A 19667-nucleotide genomic window follows, 5' to 3' on the forward strand; every position below is an offset into this window, starting at 1 on the left:
CACTATACTTCACTCCGCGAAGTGTGGGCGAACGTGCCGCTCGACCGCCAAAAGCAAAATCCGGGGTATGGCCCCGCCACAATAAAGGAGAGAAAAAGCATGAATATCACCGCAGCCCAGGTCAAGGAAATCGGATTGGAGCTTGCCAGGATGAAGCCCGCCAAAGTCACTCTGGACGGCAACCGCAGCCTGACCGTGAAAGAAACAATCTTCGCCCTGGCCCCGACACTGGAACGGATGAAAAAACGCGGCTTCGATACCCAAGAGATTGCCGAAAAACTCCATGAGAAAGGCATTGAGATAAAGCCGCCCACACTGGCAAAATACCTGAACGAGTTCAGACGCGGTAAGGACAAGAAAAAAGACACACCCCCGCCGCCCGTGCAGACGGAAAAGGCCGCGCCCATGTCGCAACCGGAGAAGTCCGCCAGGGTGAGTAGCGGACAATTCACCGTTACACCGGACATGCCGCTGGATGAATTGTAGCGGCATTCCGCTCTTTTTCCGACAACGACAGACACGGCCCTTGGACATTCCAGGGGCCGTGTCTGTCGTTACACTGTCACGACAATTGGTTGAATCACAGATTGAACCCCGCCAAATTTTGCCCTCACAGACTATAGAAAATATCCGGTCACCGCGTTATACCTTTCGGACATGAGCACCAATGTCCAACACGAAAAACGGCGTTACTTACGCCTTTTCACGCCATCTACAAGGCCCGCAAGCTGTCGGCCTACGCCTATGGCCGCGACAGGCTGGTACCTTCGCGTCTTCGGACATCCGGAATTACCCGCCGCGCAATTCGCTCTGCGCTCTTCCTACCTGAAAGGCGTCATTCTTTGTGACGAAGGTTCGCTCGGCAAAACCTACGAGGCGCTGCTGGCTGTCACCCAGCTTTGGTACGAAGGGAAGAACAACATTTTGCTGGTCAAGCCGACGCCTCTGCTTGAACCCCATAGACTACCGGCCCCACGGCCCAACAAGCCACATGCAACAGAATAAATAAGACACTAATTTTATTATACAATTACAAAGATATGCAACAGTACTTTAAACGTCATTATCTCACTCCATTTGTTTTGCCAATAATCGCTTTTTTATTGGCCATTCTGATAGGGGGTACCTTGCTGAGCCTGGAGGCTTTTTCAGCAAACAAGCCTGTCAGCATTGTTGACGCTTTTTTTGTCGCGACCTCTGCCGTATGTGTCACGGGATTATCGCCAATTGACGTTTTTTCAGAATTTACTATTGCCGGGCAATGGATAATTATTGCTCTAATGCAGCTTGGATGCCTTGGCATAATAACTTACACCACGCTCATTTTTTATATTATCGGTAAGAATATATCGTTGAGAGACAGGCTTGCTGTGCAGCAATCCATCGTCTGCAGCAACGTATTCAGCTTACGAAAGTTCATAAAAAGAATCGTATTTTTTGTTTTTGCTTTTGAATGTATCGGCTTTATTTTTCTCTTATTGCTTTCTCCCAAAGGAGTGACGGCGTTTGACGCGCTTTTTTTGGCGGTTTCAGCTTTTTGCAATGCGGGATTTGCCCCATGGCCCGATAGTTTGATACCATTACGCCACTGTTGGAGTTTTCAGATCGTCATAATGCTTCTTATTGTCATAGGCGGGCTTGGTTTCTTTGTCATAAATGAGATAGTGGAAAAAGTGCAGCATAGCTGCAAAAAAAGCGGATACTATAATCTTTTTTCCACAGCAGAAAGCAAAAAGTTGAGCTTCTATAGCAAGGTAGTTATAACAACGACCATAGGAATGCTCGCTTCCGGCAGCATATTTATATTTCTGTCCGAGCTTGGCAATACAATATGGAGCGATGCCTCACTTGGAGAACGCTTTCTTACTGCATGCTTTCAAACAGTAACCAGCCGAACGGCCGGGTTTGCAACTACGGATCTGGTAGGGTTTACAGATATAACGCTGCTTATGACTGTATTTTTAATGTTCATTGGCGGATCACCGAGTTCGGCAGCTGGCGGAATTAAAACCACGACGTTTCGTGTCCTTTTGGCGAGCTTGGCTGCACAGCTCAAAGGAAGAAAGCAAGCCGTTATCCAAAACAGGGCTATGAACAGCCAGATACGCAATAATGCGATGTTGCTGTTTTACTATGCAATATTAACAATTCTCATGGGAACATTTCTCCTGGCTATTACGGAAAACGGGCTGACGCATCATGGCGCCGCACGTATTCCTCTTTTCAGTTTATTTTTTGAAGTAGTTTCGGCGTTCAGTACAACAGGATTATCGCTCAATATTACCCCCTTGTTGACTGACTGGGGAAAAATTGTTCTTTGTCTTGTTATGTTCATAGGCAAGCTCGGCCCGGTGTGGCTGATAACGACCATTCAGCAATTCCATACAGAAATCGCTTATGCCTATCCTGAAGAATCAATCCCAATAGGGTAATTACATGAAAAAGACATTGGAAGTCGGGATTATCGGCCTGGGAAAATTTGGCAGGCAACTGGGCATCGTGCTTACAGAGTTGGGTCATAATGTACTAGGAGTAGATATTGATCCTCAACGTGTGCATGCCGTCCAGGATATTTTTCCACAGACTTATGTGGCGGATGCTACCGACAAAACAGCTCTGGACCAGTTGAAGCTTCAATCCTGTGACACTGTTGCGGTATCTGTAGGGAGCACAATGGATTCTTCCATTTTGATCACCTTGAACCTTCAAGAGATAGGAGCAAAAGATATTTTGGTAAAAGCGGTAAGCGCGGCTCACCGTAAAGTTCTTAGCAAACTAGGCGTAGGACGGGTGCTTGAGCCGGAAATAGACGTAGCCACCCAAGTGGCATATCGCCTGAACACCCCTGGGATGCTGGACCTGCTTCCAATTGGTACCGGAGTGCTCATCCAGGAACTTATTGTAGACAAATGGACAGGGAAGTCTTTGGCGGAGCTTAAATTGTAGTAGTTCAGACTTGATCTGACAGTCGGTTCCGTTTTGATGGTTCCGATTGTCAGGTTAGTTGAGTTGTCCGACCTTTTCCTTCCAGATCTGTTTTCCGTCAAGGAGTGTTTGCAATGGCGTTCTGCCGCAACACTTTTTCCCTTGATGTGTCCTTTCGATGTTGTAATGTTCCATCCAGACATCCAGATCGGCCTGCAGTTCCTCCAGAGAGTTATACAGTTTCCGCCGGAAGGCAACCTGGTAAAACTCGTGCAGGATGGTCTTGTGGAAACGTTCGCAGATGCCGTTTGTCTGCGGATGCCGCGCCTTGGCCTTGGTGTGTTCTATGTTGTTTATGCCCAGATAAAGCTGGTAGTCATGCGTTTCCAGTCTGCCGCAGTACTCTGTGCCCCTGTCCGTCAGCATGCGGATAATGCCCATTTCCATTGAAGTGAAGAATGGCAAAACCCGGTCATTGAGCAGGTCGGCTCCGGTGATGGGTGTTTTGGTAGTGTAGAGCTTGGCAGCCGCCCACTTAGAGTAGGTATCCACAAAGGTTTGCTGATAAATACGGCCGACGCCCTTGATGGTGCCGACGTAAAATGTGTCCTGACTGCCGAGATATCCGGGATGATGGCTTTCTATTTCGCCGCAAGCCTCATCGTCGTGTTTTTTACGCTCCAGAGCTTGTACCTGGGCTTCGGTGAGCACAATGCCCTCTTCAGCGGACTTCTTCTCCAGGGCGTTCAGGCGCTGCTTCATTGAGGCCAGGTCATGGCGCAACCAGATGGAACGCACCCCTGACGGCGACACAAATACGCCGGTTTTGCGCAGTTCGTTGCTGGCCCGCACTTGCCCATGAGCAGGGAAGGCTATCGCAAAATCCAACACCGCCAGTTCCGTGGCCTCTTCCACGCGATTTTTCAGGTTGGGCTTTTTGCGGCTGACCTCAAACAGCGCTTCAACGCCTCCGGCGTCTCGTGCTGTTTGATACCGGTAGAAGGTATCTCTGGAAAAGCCCATGATGCGGCAGGCTCTGGAGACATTGCCGAGTTCGGCAGCAAGGTTGAGAAGTCCGGTCTTGTGTTTGATGACGTTTTGATTGAAACTTTCCATGGGGAAACTCCGTGGGCGCTGTGCCCGGTTGATGGTACGTTTACACTTCCATCAAAACGGAGTTCCCCTCGCTTTTCAAGGGACAACTGTCAGATCAAATCGCGACTACTTCACTTAAATTGAGAGACACAAACGGTCTTTTGGTGGCTGCAATCTGTCCAGCAAACGCAGCTGAGTACGTTTTTGTGCCAGACCCGCATCAACCGCTCGCGCGAGGCGATAAGCTGCTGCTCATTGGGTACCAAAAGGCGTTATCGGGCATTGTCCCATAACCCCAAACCAAACTTGTGCCGAAATGGCTTACCTCCCCAACCCCGGCCCACGGCTGCGTTGGCTCCCCTGTGCCCGCAATCGTTCTATTTGGCGTTCAACAAGGCGCTCAAACGCGACAAGAGCGGTTTCAAGTTCGCATGTATATCGCTAACGCGTTGCAAGTGCCGCACTGATTCCTGTTGTTCGACTCGGAACTGGCCACGTTCTCCTGTAGCTGACGAATGGTTTGGGCGTGGCTCTCCAAGCTGCGCTGGTGGTTGACCAGGGATGTGCCGTGCATTTTCTGGGTGGCATTCAATTCCTGTTCCAAGGTGAGCAAGGTGTTTTTGAGAGTGCGCTCCAGTTCGGTCATGGTCTATTTCCTCACTATTCTCCAGGCTTTCTGTTTGCCGAGCGTTCCTCCGTGGGTGATTGTCCAGCCCTCCGGTGTCAGCAGATAGTCCTTGCCCTCCGACTGATACGGCTCCAGCCCCTTGAAAGTGGCCCATAGCGGGGCGCTCTGGGCTTCCATGGAATCTTTCCGTTCTGACAGCGCGGTTATTTCCCGGTGCAAAGTCGTGATTTTCTTCTCGGCCAGGGTCAACAGGCCCCAGCCGTTGAATATCGCGCCCGTCACGATGCACAGGGTTATGACCAGGGCTTGCAGGCATTTCCAACCAAAGGCGGCGCTCTTCGCGAACTACCTCAAAAAATTTCTCCAACGTGCCAACTTCCGGGCATGGCGAATAACCGGGCAAGAGAGCTGACTCACCAGGGCAGCACGGATTTTTGCAACGCGGCACTTCTTTGGGGTATCGCGCACAAAACTGGACAGAAAACCGAACGAGCGGATATAAGAACTAATAGACAACCAGTTATTTAATAGCAAAAATTGACTATGCAGTTCCTCCGAATATACGTTCTCCACAATCCGAATTGGCGACAGGAATAATGCCGTATGACGAACGTAAAATTTACCATTCTGGCCTTGGCAAAAAAAATATGGCCCAAGGTTTCCGCCTACGCCCTGCTTGGTGTTCTGAGCGCCTTGGTAGCGGTGATTTTTAAAAGCTATATTCCCGAAGAGCTCAGTAAAATTGTCGGCTCTGAAACTGCCGGGAATATTTTGACTATACTGGCCTCAAGCATGCTGGCAGTGACTACGTTTTCCTTATCCACGATGGTTTCTGCCTATGGCGCGGCAACATCAAATGTAACACCCCGCGCCACAAGGCTTATCACAGAAGACAAAACAACCCAGAATGCCCTTAGCACCTTTCTAGGAACCTTCCTGTTCAGTCTGGTCGGGATTATCGCCTTGAACATGGGTTTGTATGAGGGCGGCGGAAGGTTTATCCTGTTCGTCTTTACCATCGTTACAGTCATCTTCATCGTGGTGACGTTCATCCGCTGGGTAGACAGGCTGACCACTCTGGGCAGGGTGAATGAAACCAACGGTCTTATTGAAAAAGCCGCTACCGATGCAATCAAGCGGCGCGCGCATAAACCAACCTATGGATGCAATCGGTTTGAAACTTTCCCTGATGTTTTACCGGAATGGACTGACTTACAAGCGGAATCCAGTGGCTATTTACAATATTTCGACGCCAAAAAAATTTCTCAACTCGCGGAGGAACATGAGGTCGATGTGTACGTTGCTAGCACGCCGGGCAAATATGTTACAAAAGGCACGCTGCTCGCTCTGTTCACCAAGAAACTTACATCTGAATCATATCGCGAATTCTGCAAATGTTTCACCATTGCAGACCAGCGCACCTTTGAACAAGACCCGCGCTTCGGCCTATGCGTCCTGGCGGAAGTAGCCTCACGGGCCATGTCTCCGGCAGTCAATGACCAGGGCACGGCTATTGACATTGTTGTCAGAGCAGGTCGTGTACTTGAAGTGTACACAGTTGAAAGGAAAGATGAAGCAGCTGAATTCAAGCGCCTTTGGGTACCCGAACTTTGCATTGACGATCTTTTTCAAGACGCTTTCAATCCGGTGATTCGGGATGCAGCCGCTTCTTACGAGGTTCAGGTACGGCTCCAGAAAACCCTTGTCCATCTTGGCAGCCTCGGGAAAGATTATAGGGAGTCAGCAATAAAATATTCCCGAATAGCGCTCCAATATGGCGAGGCAAAGCTGTTTCTGGAAGAAGAAAAAGCAGAACTCAGGCGCATTGCCAGTGCATTGGGCCTATAAAAAAACGGCTTGCTAAATTCCCCGCCGCTTCCTTTTCAGCACTTACCACCGCAGCAGCAACCACCGGATGCACCGGGAGCAGCCGAACCGCCAGCGCCGTCAATCCAAGCCGCGATTTCTTCTTTGCTTGGAATTTTTCCCGTTGATTTCACCACGCCATCAACAGTCACAGCCGGGGTAGACATCACGCCCGCCGCCATCATTTCTTTCAGGTCGGACACTTTTTGCACTGTGATATTGCCGCCCTTGGCCGCAGCCACTTCTTTCACCAGATTTTCCGTTTCCGTGCAGCGGGCGCAGCCGGGGCCGAATACTTTTATTTCCATTGTCTCTCTCCTGTTGATTAAACTATGTACGGGCCAAGAATGTTGAACAGCCAACCCACCAGTGTAAAAATCACCCATAAATAGCCGATGAAAGCCGCTTGCAGTTTGATGGTCATAATCTGTCGCAGCATCATCACTTCCGGGATGCTGGCTGCTACGGCACTCATGCAGAAAGCCATTGTCGTACCAATAGGCAAGCCCTTGACCAGCAGACTTTCCATAACCGGCACAATTCCCGTCACATTTGAATAAAGAGGAATCGCCACCAATACGGCCACGGGAACCGACCACCATTCACCGGCTCCAAGATTTTCCGCAAACCAGTTTTCCGGCACAAAACCGTGCAGCGCCGCACCGATGCCCACACCGATAATGACCCACTTCCAGACGCGCTTGAAGATAGAAGTCATTTCTCCATAAGCGAATACATGCCGCTGCCTGACAGTCAGTTTTTGCACTTCGCCGCTCTCGCTGACATACTGATGCGCGGGGGCGTTGTTCATGGCTTCAATTATGAACGGTTGCAGCCAGCGTTCCGCCCTGATGTTGTTCATAAAAAAGCCGCCGATGATTCCCGCCGCCATGCCTACAAGCACATAAATTACCGTGAATTTCCAGCCGAGCAGCCCCCACAGCAACACAACGGCGATTTCGTTGATAAGCGGCGAAGTAATCAGGAATGACATGGTGATGCCAATAGGGATTCGTGCCGTAGTGAAACCGAGAAAGAGCGGAATACTGGAACAGGAGCAAAACGGTGTGACCGACCCGAACAGAGCACCGAGGAAATACCCAAGGCCGCGCCGTTTTCCGGCAAGATAATCGCGCACACGTTCCACATTCAGCGAGGCGCGTATCCAGGCAATGCCGTAAATCAGCGCCACCAGTAGCAGAAGAATTTTCACCGTATCGTAGATGAAAAATTCCAAGGAAGCGCCGAGATGCGATTCAGGATTCATACCGAACAGCCCGAAAACCAGCCAGTGTGAAGCCGGGAGAATATAGCTGTAAGCCAGCCACCAGAGCACGGCCAGCGACGCTATCATTGCCAAATATTTCCGATTCCAGCCTTCTGAGCTTGCCACAGGGGTCGGGGTCTGCCCGGAACAGCAACAACCCATCTTTTCAGTATCCATCATGGTTTCCCGTTCTCATGTCAACATATGTTGACCAGTTGATATTTAGGTGAAAAAAAATTGCTCCTATCAATCAACACGCTTGGGCAGGATGCCACTCACCGGGCTTGCATCCCTGAACCTTTGGCAAGCCTCCGGGTTGCCGGAACAGCATTCTTCCGTCAGATAGCCCACAATATCCAGCATCAGCGGGATATTGGCCTTGTAACGCATAAACCGACCTTCCCGTTCCACGTCCACCAGTCCGCTATGCACAATGGCCTTGAGGTGAAAGGAAAGATTGGTCGAAGGAATATCAAGCTCTTTGGCAATATCGCCTTGCACAAGGCCGTCAGGCGCGTGTTTGACCAGTAGCCTGAATAAGTCCAGGCGCACGTCGGAAGAAAGCGCCTCAAAGATTTTGGTTGCTTGTTTCGTTTGCATAGATTGATAGTTCAACATTATTTGATATGTGTCAAGTAAGTTCATACTCTGCCAACTCAAAAATTGTAACAGCCTTTCATATCCGCCGCCATTCCCAAGGGGCTACTGGTTCGTAATCAACCCAGAAAGCCCTTACTTACCGTCAGCAAAAATAAAAGCGGTTTATTGGATCCTTTGGCTTTGCGGACTATCAAGCTCCCACCCCTCCCACTTTGGCTTGCCTCTGCCATGCAAGACCCATTGCGGCGTATATTCGCTTTTCAGAAACACTAACCGTCGCAACCATTTCACAGGCACAATCTGATACTTTCGACAGAAGTTGAGCCACGAAACCCGCGCCCCAAGGTAGTTAGCCAAGTCTGTTTTATTTGTGGTTCCCGTTGCAATTTTGAAACGGGCGTACACATCATCCCACTCAATATCTTTGCACAAATCCCGGCCTAACTGGTGATACCCTTCCGGCTCCCAAAAATTCATAATTTCACCTCCACAACGGCAATCCTGACCTTCTTGCCTATAGACTAGTTTTTCTAGTCTGTAGGCTAGAAACAAAAAACATGCAAACGCCTATTATAAGAGAATGAAAAATCCTCTTAATTCAGCAGCACGACTAAATTTTCAGCATGTTTTACGCCGGTATCGGCTAGCGGCAGGGCTGACACAAGAACAGTTATCCGAAAAAATGGGCATAAGTCTTGGCTACCTTTGCACACTGGAAGTCGGCAGGAAATGGCCCCATCTCGACATGCTTTTCATCATTGCGAAAGCGTTGAATGTTCGTCCGTCCGAATTGATAGCCGCCCTGGAAGATGAGTTGGGCTTTAACGTCACGAAATCCTAAAAATAGGGCTGCACTTGTATCCGACCTGTTTAGGGAGCATATGAGGGAGCGGTTCAATTCCCCCAATGAGGGATTGCCGCCGTTATGCCGATGTGTATTAGCTTTCGCGTAGAAAATAAAAATTTCTAAAAACAATCAATAATATTGTAGACTTATATAGAATATTCAAAACCCCTTGGGGACGCCAAGTAAATTCAGGCACTTACAGAAATGTAAGTGCCTTTTCTTTATGGCTTTAGCCAGTTGAGCGCGCCAGCGCGCTCAACTGGCTAAAGCCATAACGTGAAAGACCGCGCCGTGCGGCGCGGTCTTCAGTCATTTCTTACAAAGCATTTCAAAAAGAAACTTCTTTAAAGCGGGGTGTCCACAGCCTGATCCATATCCACCATTTGGCCAATATTGCCTGAAGCAAAACCCGAGAGGAGCAAGTTCGAGAACTCCCCGTCATACCGGGCATCGCCAGACAGCTCTTTGGCGGCGGCAAGAGGCTCTTTGGCTTCGCTGTATGACCTGTGACTGATCATGGCCGAAAAGGAGTCTGCAATGGCCGTGATGCGCCCCACCCGGCTGATCTGATTTCCCTTCAGATGCTGTGGGTATCCGGAGCCGTCCATGCGCTCGTGGTGTTCATAGCAGGCCCGCACCAGTTCTTCAAAACTTACGTCCATTTTGTGCATAAGTTTGATGCCCACAAGCGGGTGGGGCAAAATTTTTTCCCGCTCTTCGGGCTTGAGTGGGCCGGGCTTGTTGAGCAGAAAGGCTGGAACCTTGCTCATGCCCACATCGTGCAGCAAAAGGGCGAGCGCCATGCGGTCAAGGTCTTTGCGCCTGTATTCTCCACCAACCTGCATCCACAGCCAGAGTCCGACACTCATGGTGTTTATGGCATGGCGGGCGGGCTGATGCTTGCGGAACAGCCGCCGCATGAACGTGTTGATGCGGTGTCTGTCTGCCCACAGGTATTCCGTGATTACCATGATGTCACGGTACAGAGGCTCAAAAAGGGCCTTTATGGGCTGACTGTCGAATTCGGTATAGCGAAGAAACAGCGCACGGATGCAGATATCGGCGATTTCGGCTTCTTTGAGGTTTTTGTCCTGCAAAACAAGGTCAAGCTGTTTGACGATATGGTGCGAATAAATGTGGTGGTCTGAGCGCGCCACAAAAAGATCGCCCTTGTCGCAAAGACGGGCCACCTCCTCAACCTGTTCGTTGGTCAGGCGCGTTTCTTTTTTGCAATACGGCGCCAGCACCATGATGTCTTCACGAAAGCTGAAAAGGTCCACCGGCGGGCGGTATTTGGGAAAACTCGAAAGAATTTCGCCGCTTATCTGGTAGTACTCCTCGTTAATATTCTGGGGAACCTCTTTTGCAATCCGTGCGCTTTCGGCCATGGCCTACTTCCAGTAGATTTTGACGAGGTTGGTGCCTCTTGGGGTGGAGGAGGAGCCCTTGACCTGGCCGGCTGTGATGACAATGCAGTCGTCCGGTTCAAAATCATCGCTGGTATGGATGAAATGTTCGGCCCGGATAAGGTGGCTTTCTTCATCCTGCGGCCTGGCCACAAAGGCGGGCTTGACGCCCCAGACAAAGTTCAGGGCCTTGACGGTCACCGGGTCGGGCGTAAGGGCGTAAATCTGCTGTGGAGGACGCCGGGCAGAAACCTGACGGGCAGAGCTGCCGGAAAGACTGTGTGAAACAATGGCCTTGGCCTTGGCCTTGTCAGCCAGCAGGCAGGCGGAATATGCCAGAAATTCGGGAATTCCCTTGTCGGCATCAGGTTCTTCAAGTCTGTGATTAATCAAAAGCAGCTTTTCAGCTTCGTCAGTAATGCGCCGCATGTAGCGCACTGTTTCAACAGGAAAATTACCCATGGCCGTTTCTTCCGAGAGCATGACGCAGTCGGCTCCGTCCAGCACGGCGTTGGCCACGTCAGTGGTTTCAGCGCGTGTGGGGGCGGGGCTGTTCACCATGGAAAGCAGCATCTGCGTGGCCACAATAACGGGCTTGGACGCCTTGTTGCAGGCGCTGATGATGCGCTTTTGCAGGGCGGGCAGCAGGGGCAGCGGGCATTCTACGCCAAGGTCGCCGCGCGCCACCATGACCACATCCGTTTCAGCCAGAATTTCGGCCAGATTGTCCACGGCGCTCTGACGTTCAAGCTTGACCACAACGGGCAGCTTCTGCCCGGCGGCGGCTATGAGCTCCTTGGCTTCGCGCACATCGTCAGCCGTCTGTACGTAGGAAATGGCTACCGCGTCCACGCCGAGCTTGAGGCCGTCCGCAAGGTCTTTTTTGTCCTTGTCGGTGAGGGCGCGCACCTTGGTGGCCTTGCCGGGCAGGGCCAGGCCCTTGCGGGAAGTGACGATGCCGGCGTTGTCGGCTTCAATCAGCACAAGGCCGTCGGGGCGGCGCTCCTGCACGATGAACTGAAGGCCGCCATCGGCCAGCACAAGGCGGTCGCCGGGGTCGAGGCTTTCAAGAATGACCTGATGGTCAAAGGGCAGGTAGGGCATTTCATCGGTGCGGCTGGCGCTTGGGCCCAGTAGAAGGCGCATGCCCTTGTCCACGTCGATGGTTCCTTCAGGCACTATGCCAAGGCGGATTTTCGGACCGGAAAGATCCTGCATGATGGTGATGGGACGTCCGAGGGCACGCTCCACTTCACGTATGTTTTGTATGATGGTGACGAAATCCGCTGCCGAACCGTGTGAAAAGTTGAGGCGAAAAACACTGACGCCAGCTTCAGCCAGTTCATGCAATTTTTCTTTGCTGTTTGAAGCGGGACCTATGGTTGCGACAATTTTGGTTCTCATAATGTGTCCTTACTTTAAATGCCAGAAGAGGCTGGTCGGCGCAGGGGCGCAAAATGAAGAATAGTATAAAACCAGCACCATAAATCATCCTGATTTTACCACATATTGTCAAGGCTTCCAGCCTTTCGCACAGAAGGCGTGCACAAGGGGCTTCCTGCCCGCGCGGCTGTGCATGAAAGATTTTAAGAAATGCTGATGTATTCCGTTTGGCGTCGTTGCTTCACTTTTTGGGGAACAGTCGAGGACGGAAGAGTCCACTCCAGCTTCAAAAAAAGATCGCGCCTTGCCAAACAAAATAACTGCGCGTTTCCAGGAGGTTCTTTAATCCGTGCTTCCGTTATTCAAAAATCCGCACGCTGAGTCTCGCGTCCATTGCGGTGGTAAAAACCACTTTTTCCCACCGAAGCCGCTGGGTTGAAAAAGCTTTTCTTCTACCCACAATAATCCGCCAAACTGGCTTCAGACATAAATAATACACTTTTTGCCCAGTTAGCTTGACACCCCCATTGCCTTGGGGCATAAGTGGGAAAAAGTGGTAATTATAAGTAATAAAGTGGTAAAAAAGTGCAAAAGCTCTTCATAAAAAGTCTCTCCCGCAGCCTAGACCCCAAGGGTCGTCTTATGCTGCCGCCGGAATACCGGGACGGACTTTATGCTGAAGGGGGCACGGGCGCTTTCTGGCTTACCGCTTACTATGGCCGCCTTGTGGCCTATCTGCCTGACGACTGGGAAAAAATCACTGAACAGTTGAGCCGTATTCCCATGCCTTCTCCCCGTCTTTCGCACTTTAAAACCAAGGTCATGGGTCTTGCGCAGGAAATGCTGCCCGACGCCCAAGGCCGGGTGCGCATTCCGCAATCCCTCATGCGTGAAGCAGCCCTTCAGAAGGACGTCATGCTGGTGGGTATGCGCAGTAAATTTGAAATTTGGGATCAGACCCGCTTTGACGCCCTGGAGCTTGAAGACGTCTCTGACGAGCTTGCAGCCAGCGGTGTGACAATCAGCCTCTAGGTTTATCATGATGCAGACCATGCACGAAAATGCGGAACAGGCACGCCATGTTCCTGTCCTGCCTGTGGAAACGCTGGCCGCGCTCGACCCGCGCGCAGGGGGACGCTATCTTGACGGCACCCTGGGAATGGGCGGGCATGCCAGCGCCGTGCTGTCGTCAGCCCCTGACATAGAATTGTGCGGCCTTGACCGCGATGAAGACGCCCTGAATTTTGCTACGCAGCGCCTGGCCGCTTTTGGTCCAAGGGCGCATCTGTTCCACTGCCGGTACAGCGACTTTGCCGCCGCCCTTGGCGAACTTGGCTGGAGCAAGGTGGATGGGGCCCTGCTGGATATCGGCGTTTCCTCTTTCCAGTTGGATGAAGCCGGACGCGGATTCAGTTTTTATGGCGATGGGCCGCTGGATATGCGTATGGACCAGAGTTCGGGACAGCCTTCGGCCTGGCATTGGGTAAACCGCGAAAGTTTCGACAAGCTCAAGGACTGCATCGCCACCCTTGGCGAAGAGCCGCAGGCGGGGCGTATCGCCCGCGCCATTGTGGACGCCAGACAGAAAGACCCCATAGACACCACCGCACAGCTGGCCGCCCTTGTGGAACGGGCCTATCCCGCAGCCTGGCGGGCCAAGGCCCGCCGCCATCCGGCCACGCGCACGTTTCAGGCTTTGCGCATGGCCGTCAATGACGAGCTCGGCGAATTGCAACGCTTTCTGGATCAGATTCTGGCCTATCTGCCTATTGGCGGGCGTTTGGCCGTGATTACGTTCCACTCGCTTGAAGACCGTATGGTCAAACAGGCTATGCGCCATTGGGCTGAAGGCTGCCGCTGTGCGAGGCATATCCCGCGTTGCGTGTGCGGCCACCAGCCTGAAGTGCGCATTCTGCATAAAAAACCCGTGCAGGCCGGGCCGGACGAGCTGGCCGTCAATCCCCGCGCCAGCAGCGCCAAGCTGCGGGCAGTGGAAAAAATAGCCGAGGCGTCAGGCTCGTGAAGCGGAATGTCTCGGCAAAACCTGTAGGCGGCAGAGGGTGGCTGTTATTTCTTGTACTCGGTCTGCTGGCCTGCATGGTCATGGGCCTGGTGCTCGTCTGGAGCAACATTGAGCGCATGGATACCACCTATTTTATCAATATCGCGCAGAACACCATGCGTGAACGCCGCGCGCTGCGCGCCAAGCTTGAAGTTGAACGGGAACGCCTGCTCTCGCCCTATGAACTGCGCCGCAGGGCGGAAGAATTTTCCATGCGCGAACCCAAGCCCGGCCAGATCCGCCGCATGGAAGCGCGCTAGCCTCTGGAGCCGGATCCTCTCCCGCAACCGGAACGTCCGCCAGGACAGCCCGAACCACACCATTGTGACAACCCGAAAGTATTTGGGATAAGCCATGTTCAAATTCTCTTCCCGCAAGGGCAATAGGCACACGGATGCCCCAAGAGCAGAAAAAACAGTCCGTCCCGCCAACCGCGCACGGGCCAATGTTTCTGAGGGGAAGGCGCGTTTTGCCTGGACGGAAAAGGTAGATTGGGGCCGCGTACGCATCAGGCTCGTCGTGGTCATTTTTTGCCTGCTGTGGACTGGCCTGTGGGGCCGTGCCTGGTATCTTCAGATGATTGAGGGGCCGCGCCTGGCCGAACGCGCGCGTCGGCAGCACATGGCCTCTGAACTGGTCACCGGACGCCGTGGCATGATCCTCGACCGCAACGGCCAGGTTCTTGCCCGCAGTATTGAAGCGCGTTCCGTGTATGCGCGTCCGCAGGAAATTGAAGACTTTCAGGCCATGGCCAATACCCTTGGCCCCATTTTAGGTATTGAGCCCAAAAAACTTTATGACGAGCTTTCGCAGACTAAACGCCGCTTTGTCTGGATAAAGCGCAAGGTGGACGACTACACCGCCGAGGCGGTGCACAAGACCAATCTTGCAGGCATCGGCCTGTCAAAAGAGTATGACCGCGTGTACCCCTTCAAGCACATGGCCGGGCAGGTGCTTGGCTTTGTGGGCCTGGACGACAAGGGGCTTGAAGGCATCGAGCGCTCTATGGAATCCCGCCTGGGTTGCATTCCCACCAGGCAGATCGTGCAGCGTGACGCCATGGGCCGTCGTTTTTACCTGCATGAAGAAGGGCAGAGCGAACCGCGCGGCGAAGACCTTACCCTGACCATTGACGTGCAGATGCAGTTCATCGTGGAAGAGGCCGTGGCCCGCGCCGTTCGTGAGTATGACGCGCGCTGGGGCGGGGCCATCGTGGTGGACGTGCCTTCTGGCGAAATAATGGCCTGGGCGCAGTATCCTTTCTTTAACCCCAACACCTACAAGGACGCGAGTCCGCTGGTCTACCGCAACCGCATGGCGGCTGACGCGCTGGAGCCTGGTTCCACGTTCAAGCCCTTTGTCATGGCCACAGCCATCCAGGAAAAAAAGATCACCGGGAATACGGCCATTGATTGCGAAAGCGGCAGGTGGGAAACAAAGAATTTCACCATCCGTGACACGTCGCGGCAGGGCGTGCTGCCCGCCAACAAGGTACTGCGCTATTCGTCAAACATCGGTATGGCGAAAATCGGGCTCATGATCGGCGTGCCCACGTTTCACAAATATTTGCAGGCGCTCGGCTTTGGTCAGCGCACCAGCGTGCCTGTGTCCGACAGCCGGGGCATTTTGCGCATTCCTCGTGACTGGAGCGAAGTGGACATTATGTCCACATCATTTGGGCAGAGTATTTCGGTCACGGGTCTGCAAATGGCTCAGGCCTATCTTACTCTGCTGAATAACGGCGTGTACAAGTCGCTGACGCTTACCCGCGACGAAAATAATGTGGAAGAAACGCACCAGCGGGTCTTTTCGCAATCCACCGCGCGCGAAGTCATGCGCATGATGCGCGACGTGGTGGAAGAAAACGACGGCACAGGCAAGCGCGCACGCATTGAAGGCGTCGAGGTAGGAGGCAAGACCGGCACGGCGCAGAAGGCCGACCATCGCGCCGGAACCTACGGCAGCAAACGCCTGGCCTCCTTTGTGGGCTTCTTCCCGGCGGACAAGCCCAAATACCTTATCCTTGTCATGGTGGACGAACCCACGCGCAACCAGTACGGCGGCGTGGTGGCGGCCCCTGTGTTCAAGGAAATCGCCAGCCGCACCCTGACCTTTACGGGCCTTGTGACTGATTCCAAGGTCGCCAAGGTTGAAGAAAGTCCCGCCGCCGCTCCTGCTTCTGGACGCAGGCGCGGGCTCAAACTGGCCAGTCTTGATATTCCCTACGTGGCCGACGCCATCAAAAAGGAAGATGCGCCCGCTCAGGATCAGGGCATGCGCCTGCCCGGCCATCTGGCCAAGGCGGGTAGTCGGGTGCCCGATGTTATGGGCAAGTCCGTGCGCAACGCTGTGGAGCTGTTTGCCAGGGCCGGGGTAGTACCCGAACTCAAGGGATCGGGCAGCCGCGTCGTCAAGCAGACCCCAGCCCCCGGTTCGGTCTGGCCTGAAGAAGAAAACAAGGCTGAATACATCCTGTGGCTTTCGGAACGGTAGCAAGCCAGTTGTAAAGAATTTTCGGCGGGTATGGCATTGTACGCGCAGTTGTGGAGCTGATTGGTCGCCTGCCCGCTGAAACTTTGGCCGATAATAAAAATAGAATTCGGCAACTCAAAGAGGTTACTTATGAATCGGGAATTTGCGGCCCTTTTGGATGAGTGCGGGCGCGGCGGCATTGAAGTGCGCGCTGATTCACGTCAGGTCGGTGCTGGCGATATCTTTGTGGCCGTGCCCGGTGTCAAGGAAGACGGAGCCCGTTTTATTCCTGCCGCAGTGGAGGCGGGAGCCGGGGTTATCGTTTGCGCGGCCCGAAGCGAAGAGGCCGCAGCGGCGGCCAGCGCCGGTCGCAGGGTCATTTATCACGCGGATCCGCGTGAAGCCCTCTGGCGTCTGGCGCAAGCCCGCTGGCATACTGATACCTTGCCCATCCGCATCGTTGGTGTTACAGGCACCAACGGAAAAACGACCTGCACCTATCTGCTGGAGCGTCTTTTTGCCCAGGCCGGGCATAAGCTCGGCGTGATGGGCACAGTGAGCTACCGCTGGCCGGGGCACAATGAGGCCGCCCCCCTGACCACCCCTGACGTTTTGAGCGTGCACGCCATGCTGGCGGCCATGGCCAAGGACGGCGTGGATGTGGCGGTTATGGAAGTATCCTCGCATGCCATTGATCAGCAGCGCGTGTGCGGCGTGCCTTTTTCCGGCGCGGCGTTCACTAATCTGACCCAGGATCACCTTGACTATCATCAGGGGATGGAAAGCTACTTTCAGGCCAAGGCCCGTCTTTTTCTTGAACTGCCCCGCGCCGACAAGGCCATGGCCGTGAACGCCGACGATGCCTGGGGCCGACGCCTGCTGGAACTGTGCCCCACGGCCCTTTCCTTCGGGCTGCAAAAAGGAGCGCCCAACAGGCGGCACCTGTGGGGCGAACTGCTGTCTTCCACGACAGAAGGCTGTCATTTGCGTATGAGTCTTGAGGATATGCGCTGGGATCTGCGGTCTCCGCTGGTAGGCGCGTTTAATGCTTCCAATCTGCTTGCCGTTCAGGCCGTGGCGCTGGAAATGGGTATTGACCCCGAAGCCTTCAAGGCTCTGGAAAGTTTTACCGGAGTGAGCGGAAGGCTGGAAAGGGTGGATAACCCCCAGGGCTTCAGCGTCTTTGTGGACTATGCCCACACCCCCGATGCGCTTGAGAACGTGCTCAAGGCTTTGCGCGAAGCAGGGTTCAAGCGCATTGTCACCGTCTTTGGCTGCGGCGGAAACCGCGATCGCACCAAGCGCCCCATAATGGGTGAGGCTGTGGCCCGCTGGTCGGATGTGGCCGTGCTGACCTCGGATAATCCCCGCTTTGAAGATCCGGAGGCCATCCTCAAGGATGTGCTGCCCGGCCTTGCCACAGCCAAGGAAGTTGTGGTCGAGGTGGACCGCCGCACCGCTACGTCCAAAGCCCTTTCGATGCTTGGTAAAAATGACGCTCTGCTTATTGCCGGCAAAGGGCATGAGGATTATCAGATCATCCAGGGCGTAAAGCACCACTACAGCGACCAGGAGGTGGTGCGGGAGATACTCCAGTGCGCCTGACACTGCATGAAATTGCGTCCTGCCTGGGCTTGCCCCGGTTTTCAGGGTCCGAGGAGCATACAGTCCTGACTTCTGTTGCCACTGACAGCAGGGCGGTTGTGCCGGGGTCCCTCTTTGTATGTGTTTCCGGCTGCCGGGTGGACGGACACGATTTCGCCGCCAAGGCGGCAGAGCAGGGGGCCGGAGCCATATTGGCCTCGCGTTCTTTGCCCCATATGACCGTGCCTGTTTTTGTCGTGCCTGACACGGTCAGGGCGCTGGGCAGTCTGGCCGCGCTGTGGCGCGACCGCACGAAGGCCCGCGTTGTGGGCGTGACCGGCACTGCGGGCAAGACGACCGTCAAGGAGACCCTGGCCCGGGTACTGTCCCTGGCGGGCAAAACCGCGCGCAACGCCATGAACAACAATAACCAGATCGGCATGCCCCGGGCTGTCCTGAATACGGACGGCGATGAAGATTTCTGGGTTATGGAAGCAGGCATCAGCCAGCCTGGCGACATGGACGATCTGGGCGCGGTACTGCGGCCCGACCTTGCGCTCATTCTCAATGCGGGCGCGGCCCATACCGAGGGCCTTGGCGAAAAAGGCGTGGCCTGGCACAAGGCCCGGCTGCTCAGTTATCTTGCCAAGGGCGGCAAGGGGCTGGTCAGCGCGGACTATCCCGATCTGGCGCGCGAGGCGCGCGCCACGGGCGCTGACATCCGCTTTTTCAGCGCCGCCGGGCAGGATGCCGCGTTTCGCGCGTCTTATCTGGGGGCCGCCCCGGTTGCAGCTGGCGAAGATGCGGCTGGCGCGGGTGCTGCTGGCGAGGATGCGGGCATGGCCGCATCGCGCGGCAAGTACCGCCTCTGGCTGGACGGCACGGAACTTGACGTCATCGCTCCCTTCAGAGGGGAGTATGGAGCCGAAAATGTGGCGGCCGTGGCCGCTGCCGCGCATACGCTTGGCGTTGACGCCAGCACCATCGCGCAGGGATTGGCCGACGCCCGGATGCCGGCGCAACGGTTCAATCAGGTTCAGGCCGGATCATGGCTGCTCATTGACGACACCTACAACGCCAATCCCCTTTCCATGCGGCGCATGCTGGAAGCCGCCGCAGAGCAGGCCGGATCCCGCCCCTTTGTGGCCGTGCTGGGCGCCATGCTGGAATTGGGCGCTCAGGCTGCTGCGGAACATGAGGAACTGGGCAGGCATTTGGCACGGTTGAAGCCCGCTGCCGTGATATGGAAAGGCACCTGTGCGGAGGACGTGCGCAGGGGGCTCGACATGGCTGGCTATGCTGGCGTCTGGCAGCCTGTGGCTGATGCCGAAGATTTTGCAAAAGTGTGGCGCGACTTGCAGCGCCACAAGCTTGAGGCCAGTGCCAGTGCTTGCGGTGGCGTGGCTTTGTTCAAAGGCTCCCGCAGCAACAGGCTTGAGACGCTTGTGTCCGTTCTGACCAACGGGCGCGAGGTATAGTGTTTTTCAGGCGGCGTAAGCGGTTCGCCAGCCCGGTATTGGGGGCGGATTGCC

General features: G+C 54.2%; 21 protein-coding genes. 12 read left to right on the forward strand and 9 right to left on the reverse strand.

Going from position 1 to position 19667, the window contains the following annotated elements:
* Positions 1-99 precede the first annotated feature (99 nt).
* From DESU86_RS12695 to DESU86_RS12710, 4 genes are all read left to right on the forward strand, one after another.
* Positions 100-486, forward strand: coding sequence for a protein MobC (locus DESU86_RS12695; RefSeq protein ID WP_179981376.1), 387 nt, complete (start codon positions 100-102; stop codon positions 484-486).
* Positions 487-744: 258 nt separating this feature from the next.
* The gene (locus tag DESU86_RS12700) at positions 745-1005 is read left to right on the forward strand and encodes a hypothetical protein (protein WP_179981377.1); all 261 of its coding nucleotides are present in this window, start codon (positions 745-747) and stop codon (positions 1003-1005) included.
* 122 nt (positions 1006-1127) lie between these two features.
* Positions 1128-2432, forward strand: coding sequence for a TrkH family potassium uptake protein (locus tag DESU86_RS12705; protein ID WP_179981378.1), 1305 nt, complete (start codon positions 1128-1130; stop codon positions 2430-2432).
* A gap of 4 nt (positions 2433-2436) precedes the next feature.
* A complete protein-coding gene (locus tag DESU86_RS12710) occupies positions 2437-2946 on the forward strand; it encodes a potassium channel family protein (RefSeq protein WP_179981379.1) in 510 nt (169 codons plus the stop codon).
* A gap of 54 nt (positions 2947-3000) precedes the next feature.
* Here the strand turns inward: DESU86_RS12710 and DESU86_RS12715 are convergent, their stop codons facing one another.
* From DESU86_RS12715 to DESU86_RS12725, 3 genes are all read right to left on the reverse strand, one after another.
* Positions 3001-4041, reverse strand: coding sequence for an IS481 family transposase (locus DESU86_RS12715; RefSeq protein ID WP_072312028.1), 1041 nt, complete (start codon positions 4039-4041; stop codon positions 3001-3003).
* A 400-nt stretch (positions 4042-4441) separates the two neighbouring features.
* Positions 4442-4666 carry a hypothetical protein gene (locus tag DESU86_RS12720; RefSeq protein WP_179981380.1) on the reverse strand — a complete coding sequence of 75 codons (225 nt, stop codon included), beginning with the start codon at positions 4664-4666 and terminating at the stop codon, positions 4442-4444.
* Positions 4667-4669: 3 nt separating this feature from the next.
* Positions 4670-4825, reverse strand: coding sequence for a hypothetical protein (locus DESU86_RS12725; RefSeq protein WP_179981381.1), 156 nt, complete (start codon positions 4823-4825; stop codon positions 4670-4672).
* 426 nt (positions 4826-5251) lie between these two features.
* Between DESU86_RS12725 and DESU86_RS12730 the strand changes: the two genes are divergently transcribed.
* Positions 5252-6496, forward strand: coding sequence for a DUF2254 domain-containing protein (locus DESU86_RS12730; protein WP_179981382.1), 1245 nt, complete (start codon positions 5252-5254; stop codon positions 6494-6496).
* Positions 6497-6531: 35 nt separating this feature from the next.
* Here DESU86_RS12730 and DESU86_RS12735 read toward each other — a convergent pair whose 3' ends face one another.
* The 4 genes from DESU86_RS12735 to DESU86_RS12750 all read right to left on the reverse strand — a co-directional run bounded on the left by DESU86_RS12735 (position 6532) and on the right by DESU86_RS12750 (position 8858).
* Positions 6532-6822 carry a thioredoxin family protein gene (locus tag DESU86_RS12735; RefSeq protein WP_179981383.1) on the reverse strand — a complete coding sequence of 97 codons (291 nt, stop codon included), beginning with the start codon at positions 6820-6822 and terminating at the stop codon, positions 6532-6534.
* 17 nt (positions 6823-6839) lie between these two features.
* The gene (locus tag DESU86_RS12740; RefSeq protein ID WP_232088371.1) at positions 6840-7961 is read right to left on the reverse strand and encodes a permease; all 1122 of its coding nucleotides are present in this window, start codon (positions 7959-7961) and stop codon (positions 6840-6842) included.
* 66 nt (positions 7962-8027) lie between these two features.
* Positions 8028-8381 (reverse strand): ArsR/SmtB family transcription factor, encoded by a 354-nt coding sequence (locus DESU86_RS12745; RefSeq protein WP_179981384.1) that lies wholly within the window; start codon positions 8379-8381, stop codon positions 8028-8030.
* A gap of 162 nt (positions 8382-8543) precedes the next feature.
* A complete protein-coding gene (locus tag DESU86_RS12750; protein WP_179981385.1) occupies positions 8544-8858 on the reverse strand; it encodes a hypothetical protein in 315 nt (104 codons plus the stop codon).
* A gap of 103 nt (positions 8859-8961) precedes the next feature.
* Between DESU86_RS12750 and DESU86_RS12755 the strand changes: the two genes are divergently transcribed.
* Positions 8962-9222, forward strand: coding sequence for a helix-turn-helix domain-containing protein (locus tag DESU86_RS12755; protein WP_179981386.1), 261 nt, complete (start codon positions 8962-8964; stop codon positions 9220-9222).
* A 350-nt stretch (positions 9223-9572) separates the two neighbouring features.
* Here DESU86_RS12755 and DESU86_RS12760 read toward each other — a convergent pair whose 3' ends face one another.
* Entirely contained in the window at positions 9573-10616 is a 1044-nt protein-coding gene (locus tag DESU86_RS12760; RefSeq protein WP_179981387.1) for an HD-GYP domain-containing protein, read from the reverse strand.
* Positions 10617-10619: 3 nt separating this feature from the next.
* Entirely contained in the window at positions 10620-12038 is a 1419-nt protein-coding gene (pyk, locus tag DESU86_RS12765) for a pyruvate kinase (protein ID WP_179981388.1), read from the reverse strand.
* Positions 12039-12602: 564 nt separating this feature from the next.
* On the opposite strand from pyk, the gene DESU86_RS12770 reads away from it, so the two are divergent.
* The 6 genes from DESU86_RS12770 to DESU86_RS12795 all read left to right on the forward strand — a co-directional run bounded on the left by DESU86_RS12770 (position 12603) and on the right by DESU86_RS12795 (position 19613).
* Positions 12603-13049: a division/cell wall cluster transcriptional repressor MraZ gene (locus tag DESU86_RS12770; protein WP_179981389.1), complete on the forward strand. Its 447-nt coding sequence runs from the start codon at positions 12603-12605 to the stop codon at positions 13047-13049.
* Between the two features lie 7 nt (positions 13050-13056).
* A complete protein-coding gene (gene rsmH, locus DESU86_RS12775; protein WP_179981390.1) occupies positions 13057-14040 on the forward strand; it encodes a 16S rRNA (cytosine(1402)-N(4))-methyltransferase RsmH in 984 nt (327 codons plus the stop codon).
* Positions 14037-14339, forward strand: a complete 303-nt coding sequence (locus DESU86_RS12780) for a hypothetical protein (protein ID WP_179981391.1) — start codon at positions 14037-14039, stop codon at positions 14337-14339. The genes rsmH and DESU86_RS12780 overlap by 4 nt, the downstream gene beginning before the upstream one ends.
* 94 nt (positions 14340-14433) lie before the next feature.
* Positions 14434-16572, forward strand: coding sequence for a penicillin-binding transpeptidase domain-containing protein (locus DESU86_RS12785; RefSeq protein ID WP_179981392.1), 2139 nt, complete (start codon positions 14434-14436; stop codon positions 16570-16572).
* 129 nt (positions 16573-16701) lie between these two features.
* Positions 16702-18156 carry a UDP-N-acetylmuramoyl-L-alanyl-D-glutamate--2,6-diaminopimelate ligase gene (locus DESU86_RS12790; RefSeq protein ID WP_179981393.1) on the forward strand — a complete coding sequence of 485 codons (1455 nt, stop codon included), beginning with the start codon at positions 16702-16704 and terminating at the stop codon, positions 18154-18156.
* Positions 18147-19613 (forward strand): UDP-N-acetylmuramoyl-tripeptide--D-alanyl-D-alanine ligase, encoded by a 1467-nt coding sequence (locus DESU86_RS12795; RefSeq protein WP_179981394.1) that lies wholly within the window; start codon positions 18147-18149, stop codon positions 19611-19613. Before DESU86_RS12790 ends, DESU86_RS12795 begins: the two co-directional genes overlap by 10 nt.
* The last annotated feature ends 54 nt before the right edge of the window (positions 19614-19667 follow it).

The sequence above is a fragment of the Desulfovibrio sp. 86 genome (genome assembly GCF_902702915.1).
In the GTDB taxonomy this organism is placed as follows: domain Bacteria; phylum Desulfobacterota; class Desulfovibrionia; order Desulfovibrionales; family Desulfovibrionaceae; genus Desulfovibrio.

What these genes read in the sequence shown, in the direction of transcription:
- DESU86_RS12720 (WP_179981380.1), bottom strand. Translation starts at nt 4,666, where the DNA reads ATGACCGAACTGGAGCGCACTCTCAAAAACACCTTGCTCACCTTGGAA.
- rsmH (WP_179981390.1), top strand. Translation starts at nt 13,057, where the DNA reads ATGATGCAGACCATGCACGAAAATGCGGAACAGGCACGCCATGTTCCT.
- DESU86_RS12760 (WP_179981387.1), bottom strand. Translation starts at nt 10,616, where the DNA reads ATGGCCGAAAGCGCACGGATTGCAAAAGAGGTTCCCCAGAATATTAAC.
- DESU86_RS12740 (WP_232088371.1), bottom strand. Translation starts at nt 7,961, where the DNA reads ATGATGGATACTGAAAAGATGGGTTGTTGCTGTTCCGGGCAGACCCCG.
- DESU86_RS12725 (WP_179981381.1), bottom strand. Translation starts at nt 4,825, where the DNA reads ATGGAAGCCCAGAGCGCCCCGCTATGGGCCACTTTCAAGGGGCTGGAG.
- DESU86_RS12745 (WP_179981384.1), bottom strand. Translation starts at nt 8,381, where the DNA reads ATGCAAACGAAACAAGCAACCAAAATCTTTGAGGCGCTTTCTTCCGAC.
- DESU86_RS12710 (WP_179981379.1), top strand. Translation starts at nt 2,437, where the DNA reads ATGAAAAAGACATTGGAAGTCGGGATTATCGGCCTGGGAAAATTTGGC.
- DESU86_RS12785 (WP_179981392.1), top strand. Translation starts at nt 14,434, where the DNA reads ATGTTCAAATTCTCTTCCCGCAAGGGCAATAGGCACACGGATGCCCCA.
- DESU86_RS12735 (WP_179981383.1), bottom strand. Translation starts at nt 6,822, where the DNA reads ATGGAAATAAAAGTATTCGGCCCCGGCTGCGCCCGCTGCACGGAAACG.
- DESU86_RS12730 (WP_179981382.1), top strand. Translation starts at nt 5,252, where the DNA reads ATGACGAACGTAAAATTTACCATTCTGGCCTTGGCAAAAAAAATATGG.
- DESU86_RS12695 (WP_179981376.1), top strand. Translation starts at nt 100, where the DNA reads ATGAATATCACCGCAGCCCAGGTCAAGGAAATCGGATTGGAGCTTGCC.
- DESU86_RS12715 (WP_072312028.1), bottom strand. Translation starts at nt 4,041, where the DNA reads ATGGAAAGTTTCAATCAAAACGTCATCAAACACAAGACCGGACTTCTC.
- DESU86_RS12750 (WP_179981385.1), bottom strand. Translation starts at nt 8,858, where the DNA reads ATGAATTTTTGGGAGCCGGAAGGGTATCACCAGTTAGGCCGGGATTTG.
- pyk (WP_179981388.1), bottom strand. Translation starts at nt 12,038, where the DNA reads ATGAGAACCAAAATTGTCGCAACCATAGGTCCCGCTTCAAACAGCAAA.
- DESU86_RS12755 (WP_179981386.1), top strand. Translation starts at nt 8,962, where the DNA reads ATGAAAAATCCTCTTAATTCAGCAGCACGACTAAATTTTCAGCATGTT.
- DESU86_RS12700 (WP_179981377.1), top strand. Translation starts at nt 745, where the DNA reads ATGGCCGCGACAGGCTGGTACCTTCGCGTCTTCGGACATCCGGAATTA.
- DESU86_RS12790 (WP_179981393.1), top strand. Translation starts at nt 16,702, where the DNA reads ATGAATCGGGAATTTGCGGCCCTTTTGGATGAGTGCGGGCGCGGCGGC.